Source organism: Streptomyces zhihengii, from assembly GCF_016919245.1.
Lineage (GTDB): Bacteria > Actinomycetota > Actinomycetes > Streptomycetales > Streptomycetaceae > Streptomyces > Streptomyces zhihengii.
The window spans coordinates 6,525,268-6,547,548 of record NZ_JAFEJA010000001.1 but is presented as its reverse complement, the minus strand read 5'-3'; the positions used below and the strand labels follow the sequence as shown (position 1 = coordinate 6,547,548).

Below are 22,281 nucleotides of genomic sequence, written 5' to 3'. Positions count from 1 at the left end.
CGGAGGTGCCGACACGATGGCAGGTTTCCGGAGTCTTGCGAGACAGGTGCGCGACGCGCGATGCGACCTGGCGCTGCGCCGCTATTCGCTGCGCAAGTGCCTGGAGAGGTTCGCGCCGTACGGCCACCGGGCCACCTGGGACCACCTGTGCGCCCGCCACGGGATCGAGCCCGAGGACCGGGATCCGGATCCGGCGCGGCTGATGGCCGCCCTCGACGAACTGGAGGACGCGCGGGCGGTGTGGCTCGCGTACGAGGAGGACTTCGCGGACCGCCGCAAACGGGAGAAGCAGGAAGGGCTGCGGCGGCCCGGTCACATCGACGACTGGCACCGCAGGAGCCGGGGCGGGAACGGGGTCGCGCGGTGCGACATCCCGCACGCCCACCCCACCCAGCCCCTGGGCGAGGTGCTGCGCCGGCTCATCGGCGCGCTGGACGAGGAACCGGGGTCGGCCTGTCCGGTGTGCCGGGGAACGCACATCGTGTGGCGCCGGGACCTCGACGACGAGCCGTGGGCCGGCCCGGTCTGCGAGGGCTGCGGGATCGTGGTCCCCGAGCCGGTGCTGACCGCGGACGCCGTGACCGCGGCCCGCAGGGCGGGCCGCCGCGAACTCGCGTCGGTGGCCTGACGGCCGGCGGGTCCGGCCGGAGTACGGGAGCCCGGCGGGTCCGGCCGGGGCACGGGAGCCCGGCGGGTCCGGCCGGGGCACAGGAGCCCGGCGGGTCCGGTCGGGATACGGGTGCCGGCCGGAGTACGGGAGCCCGGTGGGTCCGGTCGGGGTACGGAGCCCGGTGGGTGCCGTGCGTCGGATGCGGTGCGTCCGCGGGCCGGCGGTCCGGGGGCCGGCCGGTCCGGTGCGGGAAACCGGGTACGGGGGCCCGGGTCACGGGGGCCCGGGGCCGGGCGGCACGGCCCCGCGCCGGGGTCCGCCCGCCCATAGCAGAGCGGAAATCCCGTGGGCCAGCGGGAATCGGGCGCGCGAGAGTGTCGGGAGACGGATGCCACGAGCAAGGAGTCCCCGACATGTCGACGCTGCGCGTCACCGCCGAGACGCTGACCGTGCACGAACACCCCGACGCCGACGCGCTGGAGCTGGCCCAGGTGGGCCTCTACCGCGCCGTCGTCGCCAAGGGCGCCTACCGCACCGGTGATGTCGCGCTGTACATCCCGGAGCAGGCGGTGCTCCCCGAGGCGCTGATCGACGAACTGGGCCTGACGGGAAGGCTGTCCGGCGGCGACCGCAACCGGGTCAAGGCGGTGCGGCTGCGCGGCGAGCTGTCGCAGGGCATCGTGTGCCGGCCGCGCGCCGTGGCGGACGTCGACCTCGCCCGGGCGGCCGAGGAGGGCACCGACTTCGCTGAGCTGCTCGCGATCACCAAGTGGGTGCCGCCCGTCCCGGTCGGGATGAGCGGCGCGGTGGAGGCGGCCCCCGAGCTGCTGGGGTGGGTGGACATCGAGAACCTCCAGCGCTACCCGGACATCTTCGAGCCCGGCGAGCCGGTGGTGCTGACCGAGAAGCTGCACGGCTCGGCCTGCCTGCTGACGTACTCGGCCGCGGACGGCGGCAGCGTGCGGGTGTCCTCGAAGGGCTTCGGCGCCAAGGGCCTCGCCCTCACCGAGGACCCGGCGAACCTCTACTGGCGCGCGGTGCTGGGCCACGGCGTCCCCGCCGCCGCCGAGCGGCTCGCCGCCGCGCTCGGGGCGAGCCGGGTGGGCATCTTCGGCGAGGTGTACGGCGCGGGCGTGCAGGACCTCGTGTACGGGGCGGACGCCCGCAGCGCCGAGGGCCTCGGATACGCCGTGTTCGACGTGTCGGCGGAGATCGACGGGCAGGTCCGCTGGCTGGACGCGGCCGCCCTGCTCGACGGTGAACTCCCCCTGGTGCCACGGCTGTACGAGGGCCCGTACGACGCCGCCACGGTGCTGGAGCTGGCCACCGGCACGGAGACGGTCTCGGGGCGGGCCCTGCATCTGCGGGAGGGTGTCGTGATCCGCCCCGCGGTCGAGCGCTACAGCCCGGTGACCGGCGGGCGGGCCATCGCGAAGGCGGTCAGCCCGGCGTATCTGACCCGCAAGGGCGGCACCGAGTACGAGTGACGCCCACGGCACGGCGCGGGGCCGGTTCCTCCGGGGACCGGCCCCCGCGTGCCCGGGTCAGCGGGAGTCGCCCGCGGGCCTGCGGCGTTCGCCCAGCAGGCGCGAGCCGGTGAGCCGTTCGCCGAACACGTCGTCCGGGTTGGAGAGCACACAGGTCTCCAGGGAGAGGCAGCCGCAGCCGATGCAGTCGGTGAGATGGTCCCGGAGCCTGCCGAGCTGCCGGATGCGCTCGTCGAGCACACCCCGCCACGCCTCGGACAGCCGCGCCCAGTCCTCGCGGTCGGGCGTGCGCTCCTCGGGCAGTTCGGCGAGCGCCTCGCGGATGGTGGCCAGCGGGATGCCGACGCGCTGGGCCGCGCGGACGAACGCCACGCGGCGCAGGGTGTCCCTGCTGTAGCGCCGCTGGTTGCCGCTGGTGCGCCGGCTGGAGATGAGGCCCTTGGACTCGTAGAAGTGCAGGGCGGACACGGCCGCGCCGCTGCGCGCGGCGAGCTGGCCGACCGTGAGTTCGTGGATCGTCTCGGGAATCTGGGGCACCCGGCGAACCCTACGTCCGCGCCGGACTCGTCGGGGCCGTCCGTTGACAGGGCGCCCCCGCCCGAGCATGCTGAGCAAGCGCTTAGACATCGTCTGGGACAGATGTGTCGCGACATGCGCTACGAGAGTGCGAGAGGCAGGGACCAGGGACATGGCCGAACCGAGGATCTTCACCTCCCCCGAGGAGCTGCGCGCCGGCGTGGGCGAGCAGTTGGGGCACAGCGACTGGCTGGAGATCGACCAGAAGCGGATCGACCTCTTCGCCGACGCGACGGGCGACCACCAGTGGATCCACGTGGACGCCGGGCGGGCGGCCGAGGGCCCCTTCGGCACGACCATCGCCCACGGCTATCTGACGCTGTCGCTGCTGCCGGTCCTGGTGCCCCAGGTGCTGCGGGTCGAGGGCATGAAGATGGGCATCAACTACGGCACCAACAAGGTGCGTTTCCCCTCGCCCGTCCCGGTCGGCTCGCGGCTGCGCGCCACGGCCGTGCTGAAGGAGGTCGAGGAGGCGGGCGGCGGTGTGCAGATGACCGCCCTCGTCACGATCGAGCGCGAGGGCGGCGACAAGCCGGTGTGCGTGGCGGAGTCGGTCTCCCGCTACTTCTTCTGATCCGCTCCCCCGGACCGGCGGTCCACTCCCGGACCGGTGGTCCACTCCCGGACCGGTGAGCAGCTCCCGGGCCGGTGAGCCGCTCCCCCGGACCGGCGGTCCGCTCCACGGGCCGTCGACCCGCTCGCGCGGCCGCCGGAGCCGCCCGGCTCCGGCGGCGCGCACCCGCTCAGCGGTCCTGCGGGGCTCCCACCATGCGCAGCACGAGGTCGGCGTAGAACGCGCCGACCTCGTCGGGCGTCCGGCGTCCCTGGGTGTTGAACCAGCGCGCCACGTCGATGCAGAGCGAGAGGATGGCGACCGCGGTGCCGGGCACGTCGGGCACCGTGAACTCGCCGGCGGCGACGCCCTCGTCGAGCAGCCTGCGCACCACCGCGTCGCTCTCGCGGCGCAGCTCGATGATCTCCGCGCGGTGGTCGTCGGAGAGGGCGTCCAGCTCGTACTGGACCACCCGGGCCGTGGTGTGCCGCCCGGCGTGCCAGCGCACGAAGGAGCGCACGGCCTCGGCGAGCCGCTCGCGCGGGGTGCCGGGCCGGTCGTAGGCGGCCGTCAGGATGTCGAGGGCCTTGTCGTGCCCGATGCGGCTGATCCGGTGGAGCAGCTCTTCCTTGGTCTTGTAGTGGATGTACAGGGCCGCGGGGCTCATGCCCGCCCGGCCGGCGATGTCACGCGTGGTGGTCGCGTGGTACCCGCGCTCGGCGAACGCCTCGACCGCGGCGACGAGCAGTTTCCTGGCCGCCTCCGGGGTGACCTGGTCCCACGGCTTCTCCTCGCCGGGCACGTCCTCGCCGGCCGCCGTCTGGTCCGCCGCAGTCATCACTCGCCCCTTCCCTGGCACAGGACGACACCATACCCCGCGCATGAGCGCCCGCTTAGGGCCGCGCGGCGGGAGGGTGCGGGCGCGCCGGGCGCCGGGGCGGCCCCCGGCGCGTGCCTACAGCTTCTGGAAGGGGTCGTGCTCGGCCAGCAGCTTCTCCAGCCGGGCCTGGTCGACCCGGCTGACGATCTGCCCGGCCTCCTGGCGGTCCCGGACCACCTTGGCGAGCGTGAAGGCCGATGTCGTCAGGTACAGCACGGCGACGGCGAGGAAGGCGCGCACCCAGGCGTCCGCGTCCATGTGGTAGATCCCGACGGCCACGGCGCCGAGCGCGACGGCGAAGGAGATCACGGCCTGGCTGTAGTAGGCCGCGGTGTTCTGCTGCTTGACCTGTGTCTCACTCATGGCCCCAGCATCGCGGGCCGTGGCGGGCGTCACATGGGCGCTGCTACTCATCCGTGTACTCAGGCCGGCGCCCGTGCGCCGCGGCCCCGCGCTGCGGGCCCGGGGCGCCCCGGGCTCAGAAGGCGCTGACCCCCGTGAGGGCACGGCCGATGATCAGCTTCTGGATCTGGCTGGTGCCCTCGTAGAGGGTCATCACCCGGGCGTCGCGGAGCAGCTTGCCGACCGGGTACTCGTCGATGTAGCCGTATCCGCCGAAGACCTGGAGGGCGTTGTTGGCCGCGCGCACCGCCGCCTCGGAGGCGAAGAGCTTGGCCTTGGAGGCCGCCGTGGCGAACTCCTCGCCCCGGTCGACGAGGTCGGCCACCCGCCAGGTGAGCAGGCGGGCGGCGTCGACGTCCACCGCGATGTCGCTGATCAGCTCCTGGACGAGCTGGTACCGGGCGATGGGGCGGCCGAACTGCTCGCGCTCCCCCGCGTACCCGACCGCCGCGTCCAGCGCGGCCTGGGCGATGCCGACGCAGCCGGCCGCCACCGACATCCGGCCCTTGGCCAGCGCCGACATGGCGACGGAGAAGCCCCTGCCCTCCTGGCCGAGCATGGCGGAGGCGGGGATCCGCACGTCTTCGAGGACCAGTTCGGCGGTGGCCTGGCCGCGCAGGCCGAGCTTGCCGTGGATGGTGCGGCGGGTCAGCCCGGGGGTGTCGGTCGGGACGAGGAAGGCGGAGACGCCCCGGTGGCCGGGGGTGTCGTTGGTGCGGGCGAACAGCAGCACCACATCGGCCCAGGTCCCGTTGGTGATGAACATCTTCGAGCCGTTGACGACGTAGTCGCCGCCGTCGGGGACGGCCCGGGTGGCCAGGCTGCCCGCGTCCGAGCCGGTCCCCGGCTCGGTGAGCCCGAAGCAGCCGACGGCGTCGCCCGAGGTCAGCCGGGGCAGCCAGGCCCGCTTCTGCTCCTCGGTGCCGTACGCGGCGACGGTCTTGGCGACCAGCCCGAGGGAGACGGAGACGATGCCGCGCACCGAGGAGTCGCCGCGGCCGAGCTCCTCGGTGACCAGGCAGTAGGCGAGGTGGTCGCCGCCGGAGCCGCCGTACTCCTCGTCGACGGTGAGGCCGAGGAAGCCGACGGCGCCGAGCTTCTTCACGATCCCGCGGTCGACGCTCTCGGCCCGGTCCCAGTCGACGACATGGGGGGCGATCTCACGGGCGACGAAGTCCGCGGCGAGCCGGCGGACGGCCGTCTGCTCCTCGGTGAGCTCCAGGTTCATACGCGGGCACCCCACTTTAACTACCACTGCTAGTTTATTTTGCCAGGCCCTACTATGTGCCGCATGGCCCGACCGCGCAAGCCCCTCCTCAGCCGTGACCGCATCGTCGAGGCGGCCGGCGCGCTCGTCGACGCGGAGGGGCTGGACGCGGTCTCCACCCGCAGGCTCGCGGCCGAGCTGGGGGTCAGCGGCCCCTCGCTCTACAACCACTTCCGCAACAAGGACGAGATCCTGGACGCCGTGGCCGACGCCGTCAGCGCCCGTGTCGACCTGTCGATGTTCGACGAGGACGACCCGCGGGACTGGCGCACCGCGCTGCACGACTGGGCGCTCTCCTACCGCTCCGCGCTGCGCGCCCACCCCAACACCGTCCCCGTGCTGGCGAGGGGGCCGGGCCGCCGCCCCGCCGGCCTCAAGGTCGCCGACGCGGTCTTCGGCGCCATGGTCCGCGCGGGCTGGCCGCCCGCCCAGGCGACGTACATCGGCGCGCTGATGCGCTACTTCATCACCGGCTCGGCGCTCGGTTCCTTCGCCCGCGGCTTCGTCGACGACGCGGACGCCTACGACCCGGCCGACTACCCGCACCTGGGCCAGGCCCACCTGCTGGCCGACCGCCAGGAGCAGGTCGACGAGGGGGCGTTCGCGACGGGGCTGCGCGCGCTGCTGGACGGGCTGGCCCTGCAGTACGAGTCGGGCGCCCGGCGCGACTGGGCGGTCTCGGGCTCCTGAGGGCCGCCCCGGCCCGTGGGCGGCCGTGCGGCCCGCCTCCCGTCACGCCCCCCGACACGGCCCGCTTCCCGTCACGCACCCCGACACGGCCCGCTTCCGTCCGCGACCCTTCGGCCGTCGCCGAAACATGGCTGCCGCATGCTGGGGGCATGACCTCCTCCCGGGACCTCGCCGCCTTCGCCTCGCTGCTCGCCGACGAGACCCGCGCCGGGTTCGCGCTGGCCCTGCTCGACGGGCGCGCCTGGACGGCCGGCGAGCTGGCGCGGCACGGCGGGGTCGCCCCCTCGACCGCGAGCGAGCACCTCGGCAAGCTGGTCGCGGGGGGTCTGCTCGCCGAGGAGCGCCAAGGGCGCCACCGCTATGTGCGCCTCGCCGACGACCGGGTGGCGCACCTGGTCGAGGAGCTGGCCGCGTACGCCGCACCGGGCGCGGCGCCCCGGCCGCGCTCCCTGCGCGAGTCGAGCGCCGCCCACGCCATGGCCCGGGGCCGCACCTGCTACGACCACCTCGCCGGGCGCCTCGGCATCACCGTCGCCGCGGCCATGACGGCGCGCGGGCTGCTCACCCAGGACTCCGGCTTCGCGCTCACCGAGCGGGGCGTCGCCTGGTTCGGCGAGGCCGGCATCCCGCTCGCGCGCACCGGGCGCCGGCCGCTGGCCCGCGGCTGCCTGGACTGGACCGAGCGCCGCCCCCACCTCGCGGGGGTCGCCGGTGCCCGGCTGTGCGCCCACGCGCTGGAGTCGGGCTGGTGCGTGCGGATCGGCTCGGAGCGGGCCGTGAAGGTCACCGGGGACGGCGAGCGGGCGCTGCACGAGCTGCTCGGCATCGAGCCCGGGAAATTGCGGTGAGCGCCGAAGCGTCGCGGCCGTACGGTCCCTGCATGACGAACGAGCCGAACCTCCTCCCGCACTCGCCCCGGGCCGCCTGGCCCGCCCTCGCGGCCGCCGCCGTGACCGTCGTCCTGTGGGCCTCGGCCTTCGTGTCCATCCGCAGCGCGGGCGACGCCTACTCCCCCGGCGCGCTCGCCCTCGGCCGGCTGCTCGCGGGCTCCCTCGCCCTGGGGTGCGTCCTGCTGATCCGCCGCGAGGGCCTGCCGCCGCGGGCCGCGTGGCCGGGGATCGCGGTGTCGGGCCTGCTGTGGTTCGGCGTCTACATGGTGGTGCTCAACTGGGGCGAGCAGCAGGTCGACGCGGGCACGGCGGCGATGGTCGTCAACATCGGACCGATCCTGATCGCGCTGCTCGGCGCCCGGCTGCTCGGCGAGGGGCTGCCGCCCCGGCTGGTCGCGGGCATGGCGGTCTCCTTCGCGGGCGCCGTGGTGGTGGGCCTGTCCATGTCCGGCGAGGGCGGTTCCTCCACCCTGGGCGTGGTGCTGTGCCTGGTGGCGGCCGTGGGCTACGCGGCCGGTGTGGTGGCGCAGAAGCCCGCCCTGGCCCACGCCAGCGCGCTCCAGGTGACGACCTTCGGCTGCCTGGTGGGCACGGTGGCCTGCCTGCCGTTCGCGGGGCAGCTCGTCGGGCAGGCGTCCGACGCGCCGCTCTCGGCGACCCTCAACATGGTCTACCTCGGCGTCTTCCCGACCGCCCTCGCCTTCACGACCTGGGCGTACGCGCTGGCGCGCACGACGGCGGGCCGGATGGGCGCGACCACGTACGCGGCCCCCGCTCTCGTGGTGCTGATGTCCTGGCTCGCCCTGGACGAGGTCCCGGCACCGCTCACGCTGGCGGGCGGCGCGCTCTGCCTGGCGGGGGTCGCCGTCTCCCGCTCCCGGGCCCGGACCGCGGCCGCCGGGACGGGCGGCGAGGCGGGGGCCGAGGCGGCCTCCCGGCGCGGGGAGCCCTCGCGCTGACCGGGCGGCGGCGGTCCCGGCCGGTGCCGCGCGGCAGTGCGGGGACCGGCCGTCAGTGGGCGCAGTACGGCGAGAGCGGGGCGGCGAGGAAGGGGAACATCCCGGTGACGTCGACGCGGGCCGCCAGCCGGTCGGCCACGTTGGTGGTCCGGTCGGTGTAGGTGAACACCACGTCGATCAGCGTCCGGGTCCGGGAGACCTCCGACCGGGAGGTGTCCACGCCGGTGAGCGCGCAGTTCTTCGCGTACTGGGCGGCGGCGGCCGAGTAGATCCGGGGATAGCGCAGCGCGAGGTAGTTGACCGCGCGGTGCCGGTCCGTCGAGCCGGTGTTGTCCGTCAGTTCGGTGACCCTGCTCAGCACCTCTTCGGCGGACGCCCGGAAGGCGTCGTCCTCGATCCCGTCCGGGGGCGGCAGCCGGTCGAGGAAGCTCGCGGTGTCGAAGGAGTAGAGCTGCTCGAAGCCGACCTGCGGCAGGGTGAGGCCGTTGCAGCGGTCGGGGGGCGCCAGGCCGCCGAGCGTGCCGATCACCACGTCGACGTCCCCGGCCCCGGGCGTCGGGCGGACGGTCTCCACGAGCAGGTCCACCTCGGCGCTGTCCCGCGGGACGAGGAGATAGGCGTCGATGCCCCCGATCGTCAGCACCCAGCACATCTGACGTGCCAGATAGCGGTTGGCCGGTTCGTTCAGCACCGTGTGGACGGCCTGGCCGTCGGTCATGCCGCGCGTGTCCGTCCTGCCGACGGCCTGTTCGAGCTCCTTCTCCACCCCGAGGTCGGGGAAGCGGGCCTCGACCCGGCCGACGGCGTACACGTGGCCGCCGGCGCCCCGCGGACCGCCCGCACCACCGCATCCGCATCCGCATCCGCCGGAGACCTCCGGTGGCGGGTCGGCGGGGGATGCGGCCGGGGCAACCGCGTCCGCCGGGCCGGCCGGGCCGGACTCGGTCGGCGGGAGGACCGGTTCGGGCACGGGGACGTTCTCGTTCTCGTTCATGGTTCTCCGTGTGTTGTCGTCCGGCGCCCGCGGGGGGCGATGCTGAGCCAGCCGTTGAGAGCCGCCGCCCGCCGCCGGCACCCTCCGCAGGGGCGGATGCGTGCGAACGCGGTGGCCCGGGAGACGGTGTCCCCGAGGCCCGTCTCCCGCTGCACCAGGAAGTCGGGCAGCCGGACCCGGTGGCGTGCCGGTGCCGGCGGGTCCGGCCGGCCGCCGGGCGGCGGCCCGTCCCGATCGGGTGTGCCGGGCATCAGATCACTTCCTCGACGAGACGGTGGGCGTCCAGCAGGGGCGGCACCAGACGGCGTCGCGGGCGGCCCGCCCCGCGTGCCGCCCACAGCAGGTGCGCGGAGGGCAGACCGGGAGCGAGGGACCAGACGAGCGCGAGCGCGCCCGTGACCAGTGCGGCGGCGAGACTGCTCCCGCCGAATTCCCGGAGTCCCCCGTCCGGTGCCAGGGAGGAGAGCGGCGCACCGGGCGCGAGCAGCCCGCGCCGTCCGGCGGACGGGCTCAGGTCCGCCCGGGGAAGGGGCTGTCCGCCGAGGTCACCGGGTACGACGGGCAGGACGGCCGGGTGCGAGACGAGGGGCGACGACGCCACGCGCCCCCGCTGCCCGCCCGCCGCGACCACGACGACTCCGTGACGGCCCGCCAGATCGAGTGCCTCGGTCAGCTCGGCCGAGGCCGCGGCCGCGGTGGCGGTGGCGGTGGCGGTGGCGAATGCCGCGCTGACGTTGATCAGCCGGGCGCCGCGCAGCCGGCACTCGTCGATGCCGCGGGCCAGTTCGGAGGCGGACGTCCAGAAGCGGTCCTCGGTGAACACGGGGCGCAGGAGCAGCGGACACCCCGGGCAGACCCCCGGCGCCCCGCTGCCGCGAGCGGCACCCAGAACACCGGCCACGGCCGTGCCGTGGCGCAGCGCCGCACTGTCCCGGACCGGTCCGGACCCGGCACCCGGCTCGCGGGGCACCGGTTCGACCGCGGCGGCCAGCCGGTCCGCCCGCAGCGCCGCCACGGGGCCGTCCAGGACGCCGATGGGCACGGCACCGCTGCCGTCCGTCCGTGTCATGAGCGGGTCGATCCGCAGGGCCTGCCGCCAGGTGGGGCCGGCCTGCGGCGCTACTCGCTCATGTGGCACGGCGGCGAGGGCCATCCACCGCACGCGGACGCCAGGTGCGCGCAGTAGCACTGGCAGTTGTCGTCGTGGCAGGAGGACATGCATTCGACGAGGATGTTGATGCAGGCCTGGTCGCCCTGGGGGACGATCAGGCCCCCGGTGGCCACCGGTCCGGCGGCCGGCCTTCGGTAGTGCTCCGCGGCACCGCCCAGGGCGGCGTGCGCGGTCAACGGGGGCATGGTCATGGTGAGTCGGGCCTCCTGTCCGGAGGAGGGGCGACACGGTACGGCCCGGAATCGGGCGTGCGGCGCGGACTCGGAGGTTCGGCGCGGAGCGTGCCGCTCCGGTTGACGTTCTCCTTCCACGCTACGCGCGGCCGGGCGCTGACGCCCGGGGGCGGCACGCACGGGTTCCGGACGCGGGACACCGCACAGGAGCGCTCCCGTGCCGACTTCGACCGAACAGCCCGCTTTACACGGCGTCCACATGGCCGAAAAGTCCGACTGGAGAGACGAGCGGGCGAATGGCCCGATGTATCGCCTCCGCCCCACTGGCCCATTTTGGCAATACCAGAAATACGTCTTCAGCTTCTTTGTGAATGCCTTGTGTGCGGCAGATCACCTCAGCTATGGTGATGCCGCCCGAGAAGATCACTCCAAGGAGGTCGTAATGATTGACATTGAAGAGATCGAGGTTGTTGCCGAGGCTCTCACCTGCGGCGACTACATCCGCTAAAGGGTGTGGGATGCGCCGGCCACAACCGGCGCATCCACGTTCCCATTTCTTCGGAATGCCGAGGGAATGACCGGGCGGCACTACGGCGTGAAGGGGCGGATTCCGTGAACGGATTGGCCGGTACGGCAGACATTCGCGTCGGTGGTGCTTTTACTCCCGGGCTCCTGCATCCCGATGCCGATCGCAGGCTTTCCCTGCACGGCGGGAATCCCTATGTCGAATTCGGATTTCCCGAGTGGCGGCGATGGGAATCGCTCGACGACGCACCCGCCGTTCCCGATTTCTCCTTGCATCTGAGCCGCACGGCGATCTGCGAGAGCCATTCCCGGCAGGACGCTTTCGTGGGCCATCTCCTCGACGAGGCAGCCGCCCGGACGACCGCCCCGGTGTCGGTCGGCGTGCACGTCACCGGCGACCGGGCCGTCGGCGGCGGCTCCTTCGGACTGCACTCGCATTTCACGGGGACGGCGGAGGAGGAGAGCCGCGCCGTCCGCTTCCTGACCCGCCTCGGGCGCGAATCCGGGCTCCCGGTCTGGATCGAGAACGCGAACTGCTATTCCGCCGGCGCCCGCGGAATCCTCGACACCTGGCGCTGCGTCTCACGCATCTGCGAGACCACCGGAGCCGGACTCATCGTCGATCTGGCCCACCTGTACATCGACGCGGTCAACTGCCATATGCCGGAGGAACTTCTGCTCGGCGCCGTGCCCTGGAGCGAGGTCGCCGAAGTGCATCTCTCCGGCGTGCGCACCGGCCGCGACGGCACCCTGCACGACGGCCATGCGGAGGCCGTCCACGAAGGCGTCTGGGCCCTGCTGGACACCGTGGTGCACCAGCGGCTGCTCCCCGATGACCGCCCGGTGCAGATCGTGGTCGAGCACGCCGACGCCCGCTGGACCGACCAGCAGGACCTGTACTACGCCGACTTCGCCCGCGCCGCCGCCGTCGCCGCGAGCGCCTCCGCGCCGGGCGGCGTCCCCGGCGGTCCCCACGACTACGGCGCCGAGCACTGCCGCGGCTATCTGCGCCAGCTGTGCCGCACCTGGATCCCCAAGCTCCCGGAGGCGAGCGAACAGCGCGGACTGCCCTACGCCGTGCTGTTCGACGCATGGGTCGCCGACGTACGGGAGCAGGGCAAGCGCATCGTGCTCAGCCTCGAAGAGGTCCCCGTGTCCGAGCGGGACGGCGTGGTGGTGGCCAAGTACGACCTGCTCCGCTTCGCGAAGGAGAGACTGGCCTCATGCTGATCGGCGTCAACGTCACCTCACCGGAGACCCTCGAACTGGCCTGCTCCCTGCGGGACTCGGGCCACGTCGACTTCGTCGAGGTCCTGGTGGACGGCTTCGCCCACATCGATCCGGCGGCGTTCCGGGAGGTGATCGGCGATCTCCCGGTGGGCTGCCACATCATGCTGTCGCGCTTCCTCGACCCCGAGCCGGAGCGCCTGGAGTTCTACGCCGGGCTGGTCGACCGCTGGCAGCGCGAGTGCGGCTTCCTCTACGTCAGCGACCACATCGCACACTTCGTCCACCGCGGACGTCCGCTGCCGACCTCGCACGAGGCCGACTACGGCGACTGGGAGCCGGTGGTCACCCGCGCGCGGGAGTGGCGCGAGCGGCTGGGCTGCACGCTGGCGCTGGAGAACTTCCCCTCCAAGGCCCCCGGCGCCCGCCCGCAGGCCGAGGCGTACGCCGAACTGGTCGAGCGGTCGGGGTGCGAGGTGCTGCTGGACCTCTCCAACGCCGTCGTCGCCGAGCTGAACACCGGCGAACCCGCGGACGCGTGGCCGGCCCTGCCCGGTGTCGGGCGGCGGTACCACCTGGCCGGCTACCGCCCCTCCCCGGTCGACCCCTCGCTGATCATCGACAGCCACGACGTGGAACTGAGCGCACGCACCCTCGACCTGCTCACCCGGGCGGCCGCGCACGCGCGACCGGACGCCACGCTGGTGGTCGAACGGGACGCCAACCATGTGCCGGACGAATGGAGAGCGGACATTGAGCGAGCACGTGCGGCCGTCCGCGCTGCTGGACGCGTACCTCAGCCCAGCGGCGCGTGACGCGCTGCCGGCGGGCGGCCGGGCCCGTCTGATCGCCCAGGAGGCCCTGCGCATCCGGTGGCACCAGCTCTTCGACCGCGTCCCCGCGCTCACGGCCCGCCTGGGCGACACCGTGCGGGTGTACGACGCCTTCCTGGAGTGGGCCGACGCCGGGGACAGGGTGCTGGACTGGCGGATGCACCTGCACTTCCTCGACCACCTCACGGAGCGCGAGGTGCCGCTCGACGAGGCCGACCACACCGAGCTGCTCGCCGCCGCGGCGGCGCGGTGGTTCGCCGCGTCGGGGTACGGCGAGCGCGGGCTGGCGCTGACCAGTTCGCTGCTCGCCCCCAAGGTGGTGGTCGGCGTCAAGGGCGCGGGCCCGCTGGACCGGGCCCGGGTCAAGCTGGCCCGTGTCCCCGGGCTCGAACCGGAGCAGGGGGTGCGCTGGTGCCTGTCGCCCCGCGGCGACTTCGGGGAGTTCGTGTGGCGGACGGGGTGAACGCCTCCGGCGTCCCGCTCGGCCGCCGGGTGCTGTCCCTGATGGGACCGATCATGCTCGCGTCGGTCATGGGCCAGACGATCGCGCAGACCGATCTGTGGGTCGTCAGCCGGCTCGGCGAGGAGGCCGTCGCCGCGGCCGCGCTTCCGGCACGGCTGCTGCTGGTGGACTCGCTCACCGCGATGGCCATGGGCCCCGTGGTGGGCCTGCTCGTCGCGGGCGCCGCCACCGCGCACGCCCGCCGGCGCGCGGTGCAGGGCGGGCTGGCCGGCGCGACACTGCTGGGCGCCGTGATCGGTGCGCTCGGGCTGGTGCTGATGCCGTGGGTGGCCGACGCCCTGATCGCCGCGCCGGCCGTCCGGGAGCACGCGGGAGCCGCGCTGTTCTGGCTGCTGGTCGCCACGCCGTTCCGGCTGGCGCAGTTCGTGGGGGCCATGGTGCTGTTCGCGCTGCGGCGCGGGCGGCCCCTGCTGCGGCTGTACGCGGCCGCCGTGGTGCTGAACGCGGCGCTGGACGTGTGGTTCGTGTACGGCCTCGGGCTCGGGTTCGCGGGCGGGTACGCGTCCACCTGCGCCATCGCCGTCCTGGAGTGGGTGGTCACGCTGTGGCTGCTGCGGGACCACCTGGCGGTGCGCACCCGGGCCGCCGAGATCCTGCGGTGGCTGCGGCAGGCCGCGCGGAACATGGCCACGGAGTGGCTGAACGCCCTCTCCCGCTTCGGCTTCGAACTCGTCCTGGTCGTCCTGCTGGCCGCACGGGCCGCCTGGTCCGGACAGCTCGCGGGCTTCTCCGCCGGGCTGGTCCTGGTGGCCGCGATGCTGCTGCCGGTGGGGGCGCTGGCCAACGCCACCGGCATGGTCGCGGCGGCGGACGAGGCGTCCGCGCGGGAGTGGGCGGCGCTGCGCCGCCGGTTCGCGCTGATCTCCTCGGCCGTCGCGGGCGCCCTGCTGGTGGCCGCCTTCGGCCCCGGCGCCTGGCTGTACGGCCTGCGGGGCGAGGCCGCGCACTGGCTCGGGGCGCTGATCGCCTGCCAGGCGGTGGCGCTGCCGTTCCGGGTACTCGCGGCGGTCTCCGAGGGCCGGCACAAGGCCGCCGGCCGCTTCGGCACCGTGCTGCGCGGCCGCCTCGTCCAGGAGTTCGCCCTGGCGCTGCCGCTGTTCGTCGTGGGGCTCCTGCTGGACAGCGCGGTCCTGGCGTGCAGCGGTGTGGCGCTCGGCTGCGCGGTCAACGAGTGGCTGCTCCACCGCTCCCTGCCGGAACGCGAGCCGCCGGTGCCGGACCGGAGCGCCGCGGCGGCCGTCTCCACCTGACCTCCGGCGCCGCCGCCCGGCGTCCCGGCGGGCGGCCCCCGAGCGGGCATCATCGTGCCCATGGCACACCCACATCTGCCGACGACCGAGGCCGCCGTCGCCGCGATCCGCGAGGTCGCGCGGGAGTTCGACCGGGAGCTCGTCGTCACCGACGACATCGGGACCGACCAGGTCTCGCGCCGCGAGTCGGCCGACGCGTTCACCACCACCGACCCGGACGGCTCGCTGCCGCACGAGGCGTTCGTGGAGCTGAACGGGCAACCGGCCGTCACCGTACGGCTCTTCGCCGACGGGGACGCCAGGGTGAGCGTGGAGGACGTCGAGTTCCACGACGTCCCGCGCGACTCGGTGCCGGGCTTCCTGCGGTCCGTCTTCGGCGGGCTCGCCTATGTGCAGGGCAGGTTCTTCCCCGTGGGCGAGTGGCTGGTGGTGCCGCTGCCGGGCGACGAGACCTACAAGGAGCTGATCCTCCTGAACGGGCTCACCCCGTGGCTGGCCCGCTCCGTCAGGCCGTAGCGGCGGGGGCGTCCAGCGCCCCGACGAACACCGCCCGCGCCGTACCCCCGACCACCACCACGGGCCCGCCCGGCCGCGTGGAGTCCCTGACGGGGACGAGCCCGGGGAGACCGTCCGCGACCTCGACGCACTCGCCGCCGTCGCCGTTGCTGTACCTGCTCGTCCGCCAAGCGACTGCGTCCAGGTCAATCCGGCCGCTTGCCATGTCGGTAGTCCTCTGCCGCTGCGTCGATCATGGCCAGGGACGCCTCCGGGGACAGTGCGGCGGCCCTGAGCTGATCGTATGCCGTCGGGGCGCGGTCTGGCCCTGCCGGAGGCGCTCGCCGTGCGGTGGGGCGCGGAGCGCCGGGCGGGCGGCGAGACCGTGTGGTGCGAGCTGGACGGGGGCCGACCCGCGCCGGGGGCCGGGTGGTGGCCCGGCCCCCGGCGCGCGCGTCGGAACAGCGCGCCGGAACAGCGCGCTTCGGAGCGTCACGAGGGGCCCGGCCCCCGGCACGCGCGTCAGAACATCACGAGGGCGCGGCCGCCCTTCCCCGCGCGCATCGCGTCGAAGGCCGCCGGGATGTCCTCCAGGGTGATGCGGTCCGTCACCAGCGCGGACAGGTCGAGGGAGCCGTCGCGGACGAGGGCGGCGAGGACCGGGAGGTCGGCGGCGGGGTCGCAGTTGCCGTAGACGCAGCCGGACAGGGTGCGGCCCCAGTGGAAGATCTCCAGGGCGTTGAAGGTGACCTGCTGGTCCTTGCCGCCGATGCCGACGACCGTGGTGCGGCCGCCGCGGCGGGAGGACTCCCAGGCGGTGCGGATGGTCACGGCGCGGCCGACGCACTCGACGGCGACGTCGACGCCGTGTCCGCCGGTGAGCTTCCGGATCTCGCGGGCGGTGGTGTCGGAGGCGACCACGTAGTCGGTCGCGCCGGCCGCGCGGGCCAGGCCCTCCTTCTCCGGCGAGACGTCGACGGCGACGATCTGCCCGGCGCCCGCGATCCGCGCGGCCTGGAGGGTGGCGAGGCCCACGCCGCCGACGCCGAAGACGGCGACCGACTCGCCCTCGCGCACCCGGGCGGAGTGGTGGACGGCGCCGTAGCCGGTGAGGACCGCGCAGCCGAGCAGGGCCGCGTCGGCGAGCGGGATGCCGTCGGGCACGGGGAGCACGCAGTTCGCGGGGACCACGGTCTCCTCGGCGAAGGCGGCGACGTTGAGGCCCGGGTGGAGCCGCGTGCCGTCCTGTGCCACCGCGTGGACGCGGCCGGCGCCGGTGAGGGCGTCGTTGCAGAGCCACACCTCGCCGAGGGAGCAGGGGTGGCAGACGCCGCAGGAGGGCGCCCAGTTGAGGACGACGCCGTCGCCGGGGGCGAGGCCGGTTGTGCCCTCGCCGACGGAGACGACGGTGCCGGCCCCCTCGTGCCCGAGCACGGCGGGGACGGGCAGCCGCATGGTGCCGTCGGACAGGGACAGGTCGGAGTGGCACACCCCGGCGGCGGTGAGCCTGATCCGGACCTGACCGGGGCCGGGGTCGGGGAGGTCGATGGCGGTGATCTCCAGCGGAGATCCGACGGAGGGCAGGACTGCTGCGCGGACCACGGTGGCGTTCTCCCGGCTCAGAACTGGAGGGACTTGGTCTGGAGGTACTCGGCGAGACCGTGCGGGCCGAGTTCCCGGCCGACGCCGGAGCGCTTGTAACCGCCGAAGGGGGCCAGCGGGTTGAAGCGGCCGCCGTTGATGTCGACCTGCCCGGTGTCCATCCGGCGGGCGAACGCGACGGCCTCGGCATCGTCGGCCGCCCACACCGCGCCGGCCAGGCCGTAGACGGTGCCGTTGGCGATGGCGACGGCGTCGTCCTCGTCCTCGTACCGCATCAGGCAGACGACCGGGCCGAAGATCTCCTCCTGGGCGACGGTCATCCCCGGGGTGACGTCGGCCAGGACGGTGGGCCGGACGTAGTAGCCGGTCTCCAGCGGGGCGTCCGGGCCGCCGGCGACGAGGCGGGCGCCCTCGGCGACGCCCTGCTCGATGAAGCCGCGGACCCGCTCCTGCTGCCTGGCGTTGACGAGCGGGCCGACGCGCTCGCCGGGGACGTACTTGGCGACGGCGGCCTCCGCGAGCGCGACCGCCTCGTCGTAGTGGTCCCGGTGGACGAGCATCCTGGTCCAGGCGCTGCACGTCTGGCCGGAGTTGGACATCACGTTGGCGATGCCCACGTTGACCGCCCTGGCGAGGTCGGCGCCCGGCAGGATGACGTTGGCGGACTTGCCGCCCAGTTCCAGCGCCACCCGCTTGACCGCGGCGCCCGCGACGGCGCCGATCCGGCTGCCGACGGCGGTGGAGCCGGTGAAGGACACCAGGTCGACGCCCTCGTGCTCGGCGAGCGCCTGTCCGGCGACCGGGCCGAGTCCGGTGACGAGGTTGACGACCCCGGCGGGGATGCCGGCCGCGTCCACCGCCTCGGCGAAGAGCTGGGCGGTCAGCGGGGTGTCCTCGGCGGGCTTGAGCACGACGGTGCAGCCGGCGGCGAGCGCGGGGGCGACCTTGGCGACGATCTGGTGGAGCGGGTAGTTCCAGGGCGTGATCGCGCCGACGACGCCGACCGGCTCCAGCAGCACGGTCGAAGTGCCGAGCTTCTCCTCGAAGGCGTAGGAGCCCGCGAGTTCGGCGTAGGTCCCGGCGACCACGACCGGCAGCGAGGCGTGGACGGCGAGCGCGAGGGCCGGCGGGGCGCCGAGTTCGGCGGTGACGGTCTCGGCGATCTCCTCGGTCCTGCGGCCGAGTTCGTCGCGCAGCGCGCCGAGCAGGGCGGCGCGCTCGGCGGGCGGGGTGGCCGCCCAGCCGGGGAACGCCTCGCGGGCGGCGCGCACGGCCGCGTCGACGTCCTCGGCCGTGCCCGCGGGCACCTCGCCGATGACCTGCTCGTCGGCGGGGTTCACCACCGCGATGGTGTCCGTGCCGATGGCGGGCCGCCACCGGCCGCCGATGTACATGCCGTCGTGGGCCTTCATCGCACTCCTCCACGCGTCGCGGTCGTCTCGCACCCCAAACTAGCGGTGTTAGTTTTCCTGCGCCAGGGGTGTCCGGGCGGTGTGGCGGAGGCTACGCGGTGCCGTCCCGCCGGGCGTCGCGCCGGCCGAGGACGTACTCCGCGGTGACGGCGACCCCGCGGTCCGCGTCCCGCGCCAGCTCCCGCAGAGCGCGGTCGGCCGAGGGGCCGGGGATGTCCGCGAGCGCCTGCGCCACCCGCCGGCGCGCCCCCGGGTCGCCGGCGCGGCCGTCGAGCCGCCGGACGAGGGCGGCCGCGACGCGGTCCGCCGCCGCGGGCGAGGTCGCCAGGGAGTGCAGTGTGTCGGCTGCTTCGACGTCGTTGGTCCCCGCCACCACCAGCTCCACGAGCACCGGGACCGCTTCGGTGGCCCCGCGGGCCCCGAGCGCCAGGGCCGCGATCGGGCGGACCGTGTCGTCGGGACCGCCGAGGGCCTCCCGCAGCAGGGCGGTCGCCGCCTCGTCCGGCATCGCGGCGAGCGCCCGGACGGCCCGCTCGCGCACCGCGGCCACCGGTGAGGCGAGGCCCTCCGCCAGCGCCGCCGACGCGCTTCCGCCCTCCCGCGCCAGCGCCCACCGAAGGGCCCCGGCGACGTACGGGTCCGCCTCCCGCAGCGCCGCCTCGGCCAGCGCGGACACCGGCACCGGGGCCTCCTCGGCCGTCGACAGCGCCGCGCGCTGCCGGTTCCCCGCGCCGGCGGATCCCAGCGCCTGGAGGAGCGCCACCGTGCGCAGGACGTCCTCCCAGCCGGCGGGCTCCGTCGCGCCGATGCGGGAGAGCCGGGTCAGCAGCTCCGTCTCGGCCGCGATGCGCTCCCGGGTGCCGCGGATGAGATCGTCGACGAGTGCGCCGGGGGCGAAGCCGGGATCGTCGAGCGCCCGCCCGACGTCGCGCAGCGAGAGCCCGAGCGACCGCAGGCTCTCGATGTGGAAGATCCGCCGGATGTCGTCGGCGGAGTACTCCCGGTAGCCGGCGGCGTTGCGGTCGGACGGCCGGACGAGGCCCAGCGACTCGTAGTGCCGAAGCATCCGGGCGCTGACCCCGGACCGCCGGGCCACCTCACCGATCAACACCGTCCGTCACCCTTCCGGGCCGCTCCCGCCGAGGGCCACGATCCGCTTCGCCTCCTCGATCGCCCAGCCGAAGCCGGCGTCCGGATCGCGCAGCAGGCGTTCGGTAGCCATGGCGTGCGCTCGCACACCAGGGTCGGCTCCCATGATGGCAGCGCGCAGGACGGGGAGGATCACCTCGCCGAGCGCGGTCAGCGCGCGGCTGAGGCTGAGCTGCGTCTCCCGCTCGCCGCGTCCGAGCTGGGTGGAGAGCACGACGGCCAGCCCCGGCTCCTCGCCCCCGGGCACCAGGACGACGGCCGCCCGCCAGGCGCTGCGCGCCACCTCGTCGTCCGGGTCGCACAGCAGCGCCCGGGTGACGGCGGGCCAGGCCCGGCGGTCCCCGATCTTGGAGAGGGTGTGGAGCGCCTGGCTCCGCGCCTGCGCCCGCTCCGAGCGGAGTTCGCCGAGCAGCCCGGGGAGCGTCGCGGACGGGGAGTGGCGGGTGAGGGCCCAGGTGAGGGCCTCGCGGACCTGGAAGTCGGGTTCCGCTCCGCAGCGCGCGATCAGGGTGGCGACGAGCGCCTCGTCGGGGGACGCGCCGACGGCCATCGCGGCGCGCAGCCGCACCGAGGCCCGGTCGTCCGTCAGCCCCCGGCGGGCGCGCGCCGTCGTGTCCGTGACCGGGACGGCCGGGGTGCCGCCGTCCGGGACGGTCGGGGCGTCCGTGTCCGGGACGGCCTGGGTGCCGGGTGTCGGCAGGGTCATGGGGACCACCTCCTCGCCGACAGTGAAGGGCTTGGCACGGTGTCAAGGTCAAGCGGGACGCCCGCGGCGGCGCGGGCCCGGGCACATCGGGCGGCTTCGAGGCTTGCCACGGCCCGGCCGGGGAACCCAGAGTGAGGTGCGCGTCCAGACGGAGGAGGGACATGGACGATATGGCCGTTCCGGGCACGGCGGGCCTCCCGGTGTCCGGGGCGGGGGCGCTCTCGGCGGCCCTGCTGGGCCGGAGCCTGGAAAGCATGACGGCCTCGGCCGTGGTGGTCGACGGCGACGGCCGCATCCTGGCGGCCAACACCGCGGCCCTGCGCCTGCTGCGCCACGACGCGGCCGCCCTCGTCGGCCAGGACTCCCACGACCTGCTGCACCGGGACGAGCACGGGCACGCGCTGCCGCGCAGCCGCTGTCTGATGCGCAAGGCGCTGCTCACCCAGGGGACCGTGCACGGCGACGCCGAGTGGTTCGCCCGCGGGGACGGCACGCTGATCCGGCTGTCCTGGCTGGTCACCCCCTGCGCACCGGGCGCCGCCACCACCGGCGCCCTGGCACTGCTGTACGAGCAGCCCCAGGAGGCCCCGCCCCCGGGCGGGGCCGGGTACGCGGCGCCGCTCACCGAACTGGACCGCCTGTCGCTGCTCGCGGAGACGACCACCCGGCTCACGTCCACCCTGGACGCGGACGAGGCGCTGCACCGGCTGGCGGCCCTGACGGTGCCGCGGCTGGCCGACTGGGCGGTGGTCGACCTCCTCACCGAGCGCGACGAGGTGCGGCGTGTCCTGGTGGTGGAGCACAAGGACGGCATCCTGATCGAGCGGAGCGACCTCCAGGGGCCGATGCCCCCGGTGCCGGCGGAGTCCCCGATGCCGCTGTCGCGCGCCCTGCGCGGCGCGGCCTCCACGCTCGCCGGTCCGGCCACCTACCAGGGGCCGCCGGACTCGGGCATCGCCGTCGAGCAGCAGCGCCTGTTCGCCGTCACGGGCATGCACTCCGCGGCCATCGCGCCGATCCGGGGCCTGCGGGACATGCTCGGCGCCCTGACCCTCGGCCGCTCGCAGCGCCGCGACGCCTTCACCCCGGCCGACCTGCCGCTGCTGGAGGACCTCACCCGCCGGGCGGGCCTGGCGCTGGACAACGCCCGCCTGTACCAGCGGCAGCTCAAGGTCGCCGAGACGATGCAGCGCCATCTGCTGCCGCAGCTCCCCGTCCTGCCCGGGCTGGAGATGACCTCGCGGTACGTGCCGGCCCCGCACGCCTCCTCGGTGGGCGGCGACTGGTACGACGCCTTCGCGCTGGCCGGCCACGGCCACGCGCTGGTCATCGGAGACGTCGTCGGGCACGACCTCGACGCCGCGGCCGGCATGGCGCAGGTGCGCAACATGCTGCGGGCCTTCGCCTGGTCCGACCCGGGGGCGGCGCCCGGCACCGTGGTCACCCGCCTCGACGAGGCGGTGATGCACATCGCCGAGGTCCCGATGGCCACCATGATCCTGGCCAGGATCGCCCCCGGCGACGACGGCCGCTGGCGGCTGCACTGGACGAACGGCGGCCACCCGCCGCCGCTGCTCGTCACCCACGACGGCCGGGCCCGCTATCTCGACGAGGCCCACGGCATCCTGCTCGGGACGGGGCTGGACCGGGCCCGGCCGGAGGCCGTCACCGTGCTGCCGCCCCGGTCCACGCTGCTGCTCTACACGGACGGTCTGGTGGAGTCCCCGCGGCACGCCATCGACGACGGCCTGGACCGGCTGCGCCGGCACGCGGCCTCCTTCGCGCACCGGCCGCTGGACGCCTTCTGCGACTCCCTGCTGGACGAGGTGCGCCCCCGCGACAACGACGACGACGTCGCCATGCTCGCCCTGCGCACCCCGGGCCCCGCCCCGGCGTGACGCGGGCGG

The 22,281-nt window shown here is 74.7% G+C and carries 25 protein-coding genes and 1 pseudogene; 13 read left to right on the top strand and 13 right to left on the bottom strand.

Annotated elements, in window-relative coordinates; genetic code table 11:
• The first annotated feature begins 16 nt into the window (after positions 1-16).
• Together JE024_RS27930 and JE024_RS27925 are read left to right on the top strand one after the other, a co-directional pair.
• A complete protein-coding gene (locus JE024_RS27930; protein WP_205376233.1) occupies positions 17-628 on the top strand; it encodes a hypothetical protein in 612 nt (203 codons plus the stop codon).
• Between the two features lie 395 nt (positions 629-1,023).
• Positions 1,024-2,097: an RNA ligase (ATP) gene (locus JE024_RS27925; protein ID WP_205376232.1), complete on the top strand. Its 1,074-nt coding sequence runs from the start codon at positions 1,024-1,026 to the stop codon at positions 2,095-2,097.
• A gap of 57 nt (positions 2,098-2,154) precedes the next feature.
• Here the strand turns inward: JE024_RS27925 and soxR are convergent, their stop codons facing one another.
• Positions 2,155-2,634, bottom strand: a complete 480-nt coding sequence (soxR, locus tag JE024_RS27920) for a redox-sensitive transcriptional activator SoxR (RefSeq protein WP_205376231.1) — start codon at positions 2,632-2,634, stop codon at positions 2,155-2,157.
• A gap of 151 nt (positions 2,635-2,785) precedes the next feature.
• Here soxR and JE024_RS27915 point away from each other — a divergent pair, with 151 nt between their 5' ends.
• Positions 2,786-3,247: a MaoC family dehydratase gene (locus JE024_RS27915; RefSeq protein ID WP_205376230.1), complete on the top strand. Its 462-nt coding sequence runs from the start codon at positions 2,786-2,788 to the stop codon at positions 3,245-3,247.
• 169 nt (positions 3,248-3,416) lie between these two features.
• Here the strand turns inward: JE024_RS27915 and JE024_RS27910 are convergent, their stop codons facing one another.
• From JE024_RS27910 to JE024_RS27900, 3 genes are all read right to left on the bottom strand, one after another.
• Positions 3,417-4,064, bottom strand: coding sequence for a TetR/AcrR family transcriptional regulator (locus JE024_RS27910; protein ID WP_205376229.1), 648 nt, complete (start codon positions 4,062-4,064; stop codon positions 3,417-3,419).
• Positions 4,065-4,181: 117 nt separating this feature from the next.
• The gene (locus tag JE024_RS27905; protein WP_205376228.1) at positions 4,182-4,469 is read right to left on the bottom strand and encodes a YiaA/YiaB family inner membrane protein; all 288 of its coding nucleotides are present in this window, start codon (positions 4,467-4,469) and stop codon (positions 4,182-4,184) included.
• Positions 4,470-4,584: 115 nt separating this feature from the next.
• Positions 4,585-5,736: an acyl-CoA dehydrogenase family protein gene (locus JE024_RS27900; RefSeq protein ID WP_205376227.1), complete on the bottom strand. Its 1,152-nt coding sequence runs from the start codon at positions 5,734-5,736 to the stop codon at positions 4,585-4,587.
• Between the two features lie 63 nt (positions 5,737-5,799).
• Between JE024_RS27900 and JE024_RS27895 the strand changes: the two genes are divergently transcribed.
• The 3 genes from JE024_RS27895 (at position 5,800) to JE024_RS27885 (ending at position 8,314) form a co-directional block, all read left to right on the top strand.
• A complete protein-coding gene (locus tag JE024_RS27895) occupies positions 5,800-6,465 on the top strand; it encodes a TetR/AcrR family transcriptional regulator (RefSeq protein ID WP_205376226.1) in 666 nt (221 codons plus the stop codon).
• A 149-nt stretch (positions 6,466-6,614) separates the two neighbouring features.
• Positions 6,615-7,313: an ArsR/SmtB family transcription factor gene (locus tag JE024_RS27890; protein ID WP_205376225.1), complete on the top strand. Its 699-nt coding sequence runs from the start codon at positions 6,615-6,617 to the stop codon at positions 7,311-7,313.
• Positions 7,314-7,345: 32 nt separating this feature from the next.
• On the top strand, positions 7,346-8,314 hold the full coding sequence (locus JE024_RS27885) for a DMT family transporter (RefSeq protein WP_205376224.1): 969 nt from the start codon (positions 7,346-7,348) through the stop codon (positions 8,312-8,314).
• Between the two features lie 52 nt (positions 8,315-8,366).
• Here the strand turns inward: JE024_RS27885 and JE024_RS27880 are convergent, their stop codons facing one another.
• The 3 genes from JE024_RS27880 to JE024_RS27870 form a co-directional block, all read right to left on the bottom strand.
• Positions 8,367-9,308 carry a cyanobactin maturation protease PatG family protein gene (locus JE024_RS27880; protein WP_205376223.1) on the bottom strand — a complete coding sequence of 314 codons (942 nt, stop codon included), beginning with the start codon at positions 9,306-9,308 and terminating at the stop codon, positions 8,367-8,369.
• A 250-nt stretch (positions 9,309-9,558) separates the two neighbouring features.
• On the bottom strand, positions 9,559-10,377 hold the full coding sequence (locus JE024_RS27875) for a S8 family serine peptidase (RefSeq protein ID WP_205376222.1): 819 nt from the start codon (positions 10,375-10,377) through the stop codon (positions 9,559-9,561).
• Between the two features lie 50 nt (positions 10,378-10,427).
• A complete protein-coding gene (locus tag JE024_RS27870) occupies positions 10,428-10,670 on the bottom strand; it encodes a hypothetical protein (protein ID WP_205376221.1) in 243 nt (80 codons plus the stop codon).
• A 199-nt stretch (positions 10,671-10,869) separates the two neighbouring features.
• On the opposite strand from JE024_RS27870, the gene JE024_RS27865 reads away from it, so the two are divergent.
• The 6 genes from JE024_RS27865 (at position 10,870) to JE024_RS27840 (ending at position 15,526) form a co-directional block, all read left to right on the top strand.
• On the top strand, positions 10,870-11,160 hold the full coding sequence (locus tag JE024_RS27865) for a hypothetical protein (RefSeq protein WP_205376220.1): 291 nt from the start codon (positions 10,870-10,872) through the stop codon (positions 11,158-11,160).
• Positions 11,161-11,501: 341 nt separating this feature from the next.
• Complete coding sequence (locus JE024_RS27860; protein ID WP_205376219.1) at positions 11,502-12,407, top strand: multinuclear nonheme iron-dependent oxidase; 906 nt, start codon at positions 11,502-11,504, stop codon at positions 12,405-12,407.
• Complete coding sequence (locus JE024_RS27855) at positions 12,401-13,219, top strand: multinuclear nonheme iron-dependent oxidase (RefSeq protein ID WP_205376218.1); 819 nt, start codon at positions 12,401-12,403, stop codon at positions 13,217-13,219. The genes JE024_RS27860 and JE024_RS27855 overlap by 7 nt, the downstream gene beginning before the upstream one ends.
• Entirely contained in the window at positions 13,158-13,700 is a 543-nt protein-coding gene (locus JE024_RS27850; protein ID WP_205376217.1) for a hypothetical protein, read from the top strand. Before JE024_RS27855 ends, JE024_RS27850 begins: the two co-directional genes overlap by 62 nt.
• Positions 13,685-15,010: an MATE family efflux transporter gene (locus tag JE024_RS27845; protein ID WP_205376216.1), complete on the top strand. Its 1,326-nt coding sequence runs from the start codon at positions 13,685-13,687 to the stop codon at positions 15,008-15,010. The genes JE024_RS27850 and JE024_RS27845 overlap by 16 nt, the downstream gene beginning before the upstream one ends.
• Positions 15,011-15,070: 60 nt before the next feature.
• Positions 15,071-15,526 carry a hypothetical protein gene (locus JE024_RS27840; protein ID WP_205376215.1) on the top strand — a complete coding sequence of 152 codons (456 nt, stop codon included), beginning with the start codon at positions 15,071-15,073 and terminating at the stop codon, positions 15,524-15,526.
• On the opposite strand, the gene JE024_RS27835 is transcribed toward JE024_RS27840, so the two are convergent.
• The 6 genes and pseudogenes from JE024_RS27835 to JE024_RS27815 form a co-directional block, all read right to left on the bottom strand.
• Positions 15,516-15,731, bottom strand: a complete 216-nt coding sequence (locus JE024_RS27835; protein ID WP_205376214.1) for a DUF397 domain-containing protein — start codon at positions 15,729-15,731, stop codon at positions 15,516-15,518. The genes JE024_RS27840 and JE024_RS27835 overlap by 11 nt on opposite strands.
• Positions 15,712-15,813: pseudogene (locus tag JE024_RS41260) on the bottom strand (XRE family transcriptional regulator); the annotation flags it as partial. The pseudogene JE024_RS41260 and the gene JE024_RS27835, both read right to left, overlap by 20 nt.
• A gap of 214 nt (positions 15,814-16,027) precedes the next feature.
• On the bottom strand, positions 16,028-17,107 hold the full coding sequence (locus JE024_RS27830) for a Zn-dependent alcohol dehydrogenase (protein ID WP_205376213.1): 1,080 nt from the start codon (positions 17,105-17,107) through the stop codon (positions 16,028-16,030).
• Positions 17,108-17,124: 17 nt separating this feature from the next.
• Positions 17,125-18,519, bottom strand: a complete 1,395-nt coding sequence (locus tag JE024_RS27825; protein WP_205376212.1) for an aldehyde dehydrogenase family protein — start codon at positions 18,517-18,519, stop codon at positions 17,125-17,127.
• A 91-nt stretch (positions 18,520-18,610) separates the two neighbouring features.
• Entirely contained in the window at positions 18,611-19,630 is a 1,020-nt protein-coding gene (locus JE024_RS27820) for a MerR family transcriptional regulator (RefSeq protein WP_205376211.1), read from the bottom strand.
• Positions 19,631-19,636: 6 nt separating this feature from the next.
• Positions 19,637-20,374 carry a HEAT repeat domain-containing protein gene (locus JE024_RS27815; RefSeq protein WP_205376210.1) on the bottom strand — a complete coding sequence of 246 codons (738 nt, stop codon included), beginning with the start codon at positions 20,372-20,374 and terminating at the stop codon, positions 19,637-19,639.
• 170 nt (positions 20,375-20,544) lie between these two features.
• Between JE024_RS27815 and JE024_RS27810 the strand changes: the two genes are divergently transcribed.
• Complete coding sequence (locus tag JE024_RS27810; protein ID WP_244883242.1) at positions 20,545-22,272, top strand: SpoIIE family protein phosphatase; 1,728 nt, start codon at positions 20,545-20,547, stop codon at positions 22,270-22,272.
• Positions 22,273-22,281: the final 9 nt, after the last annotated feature.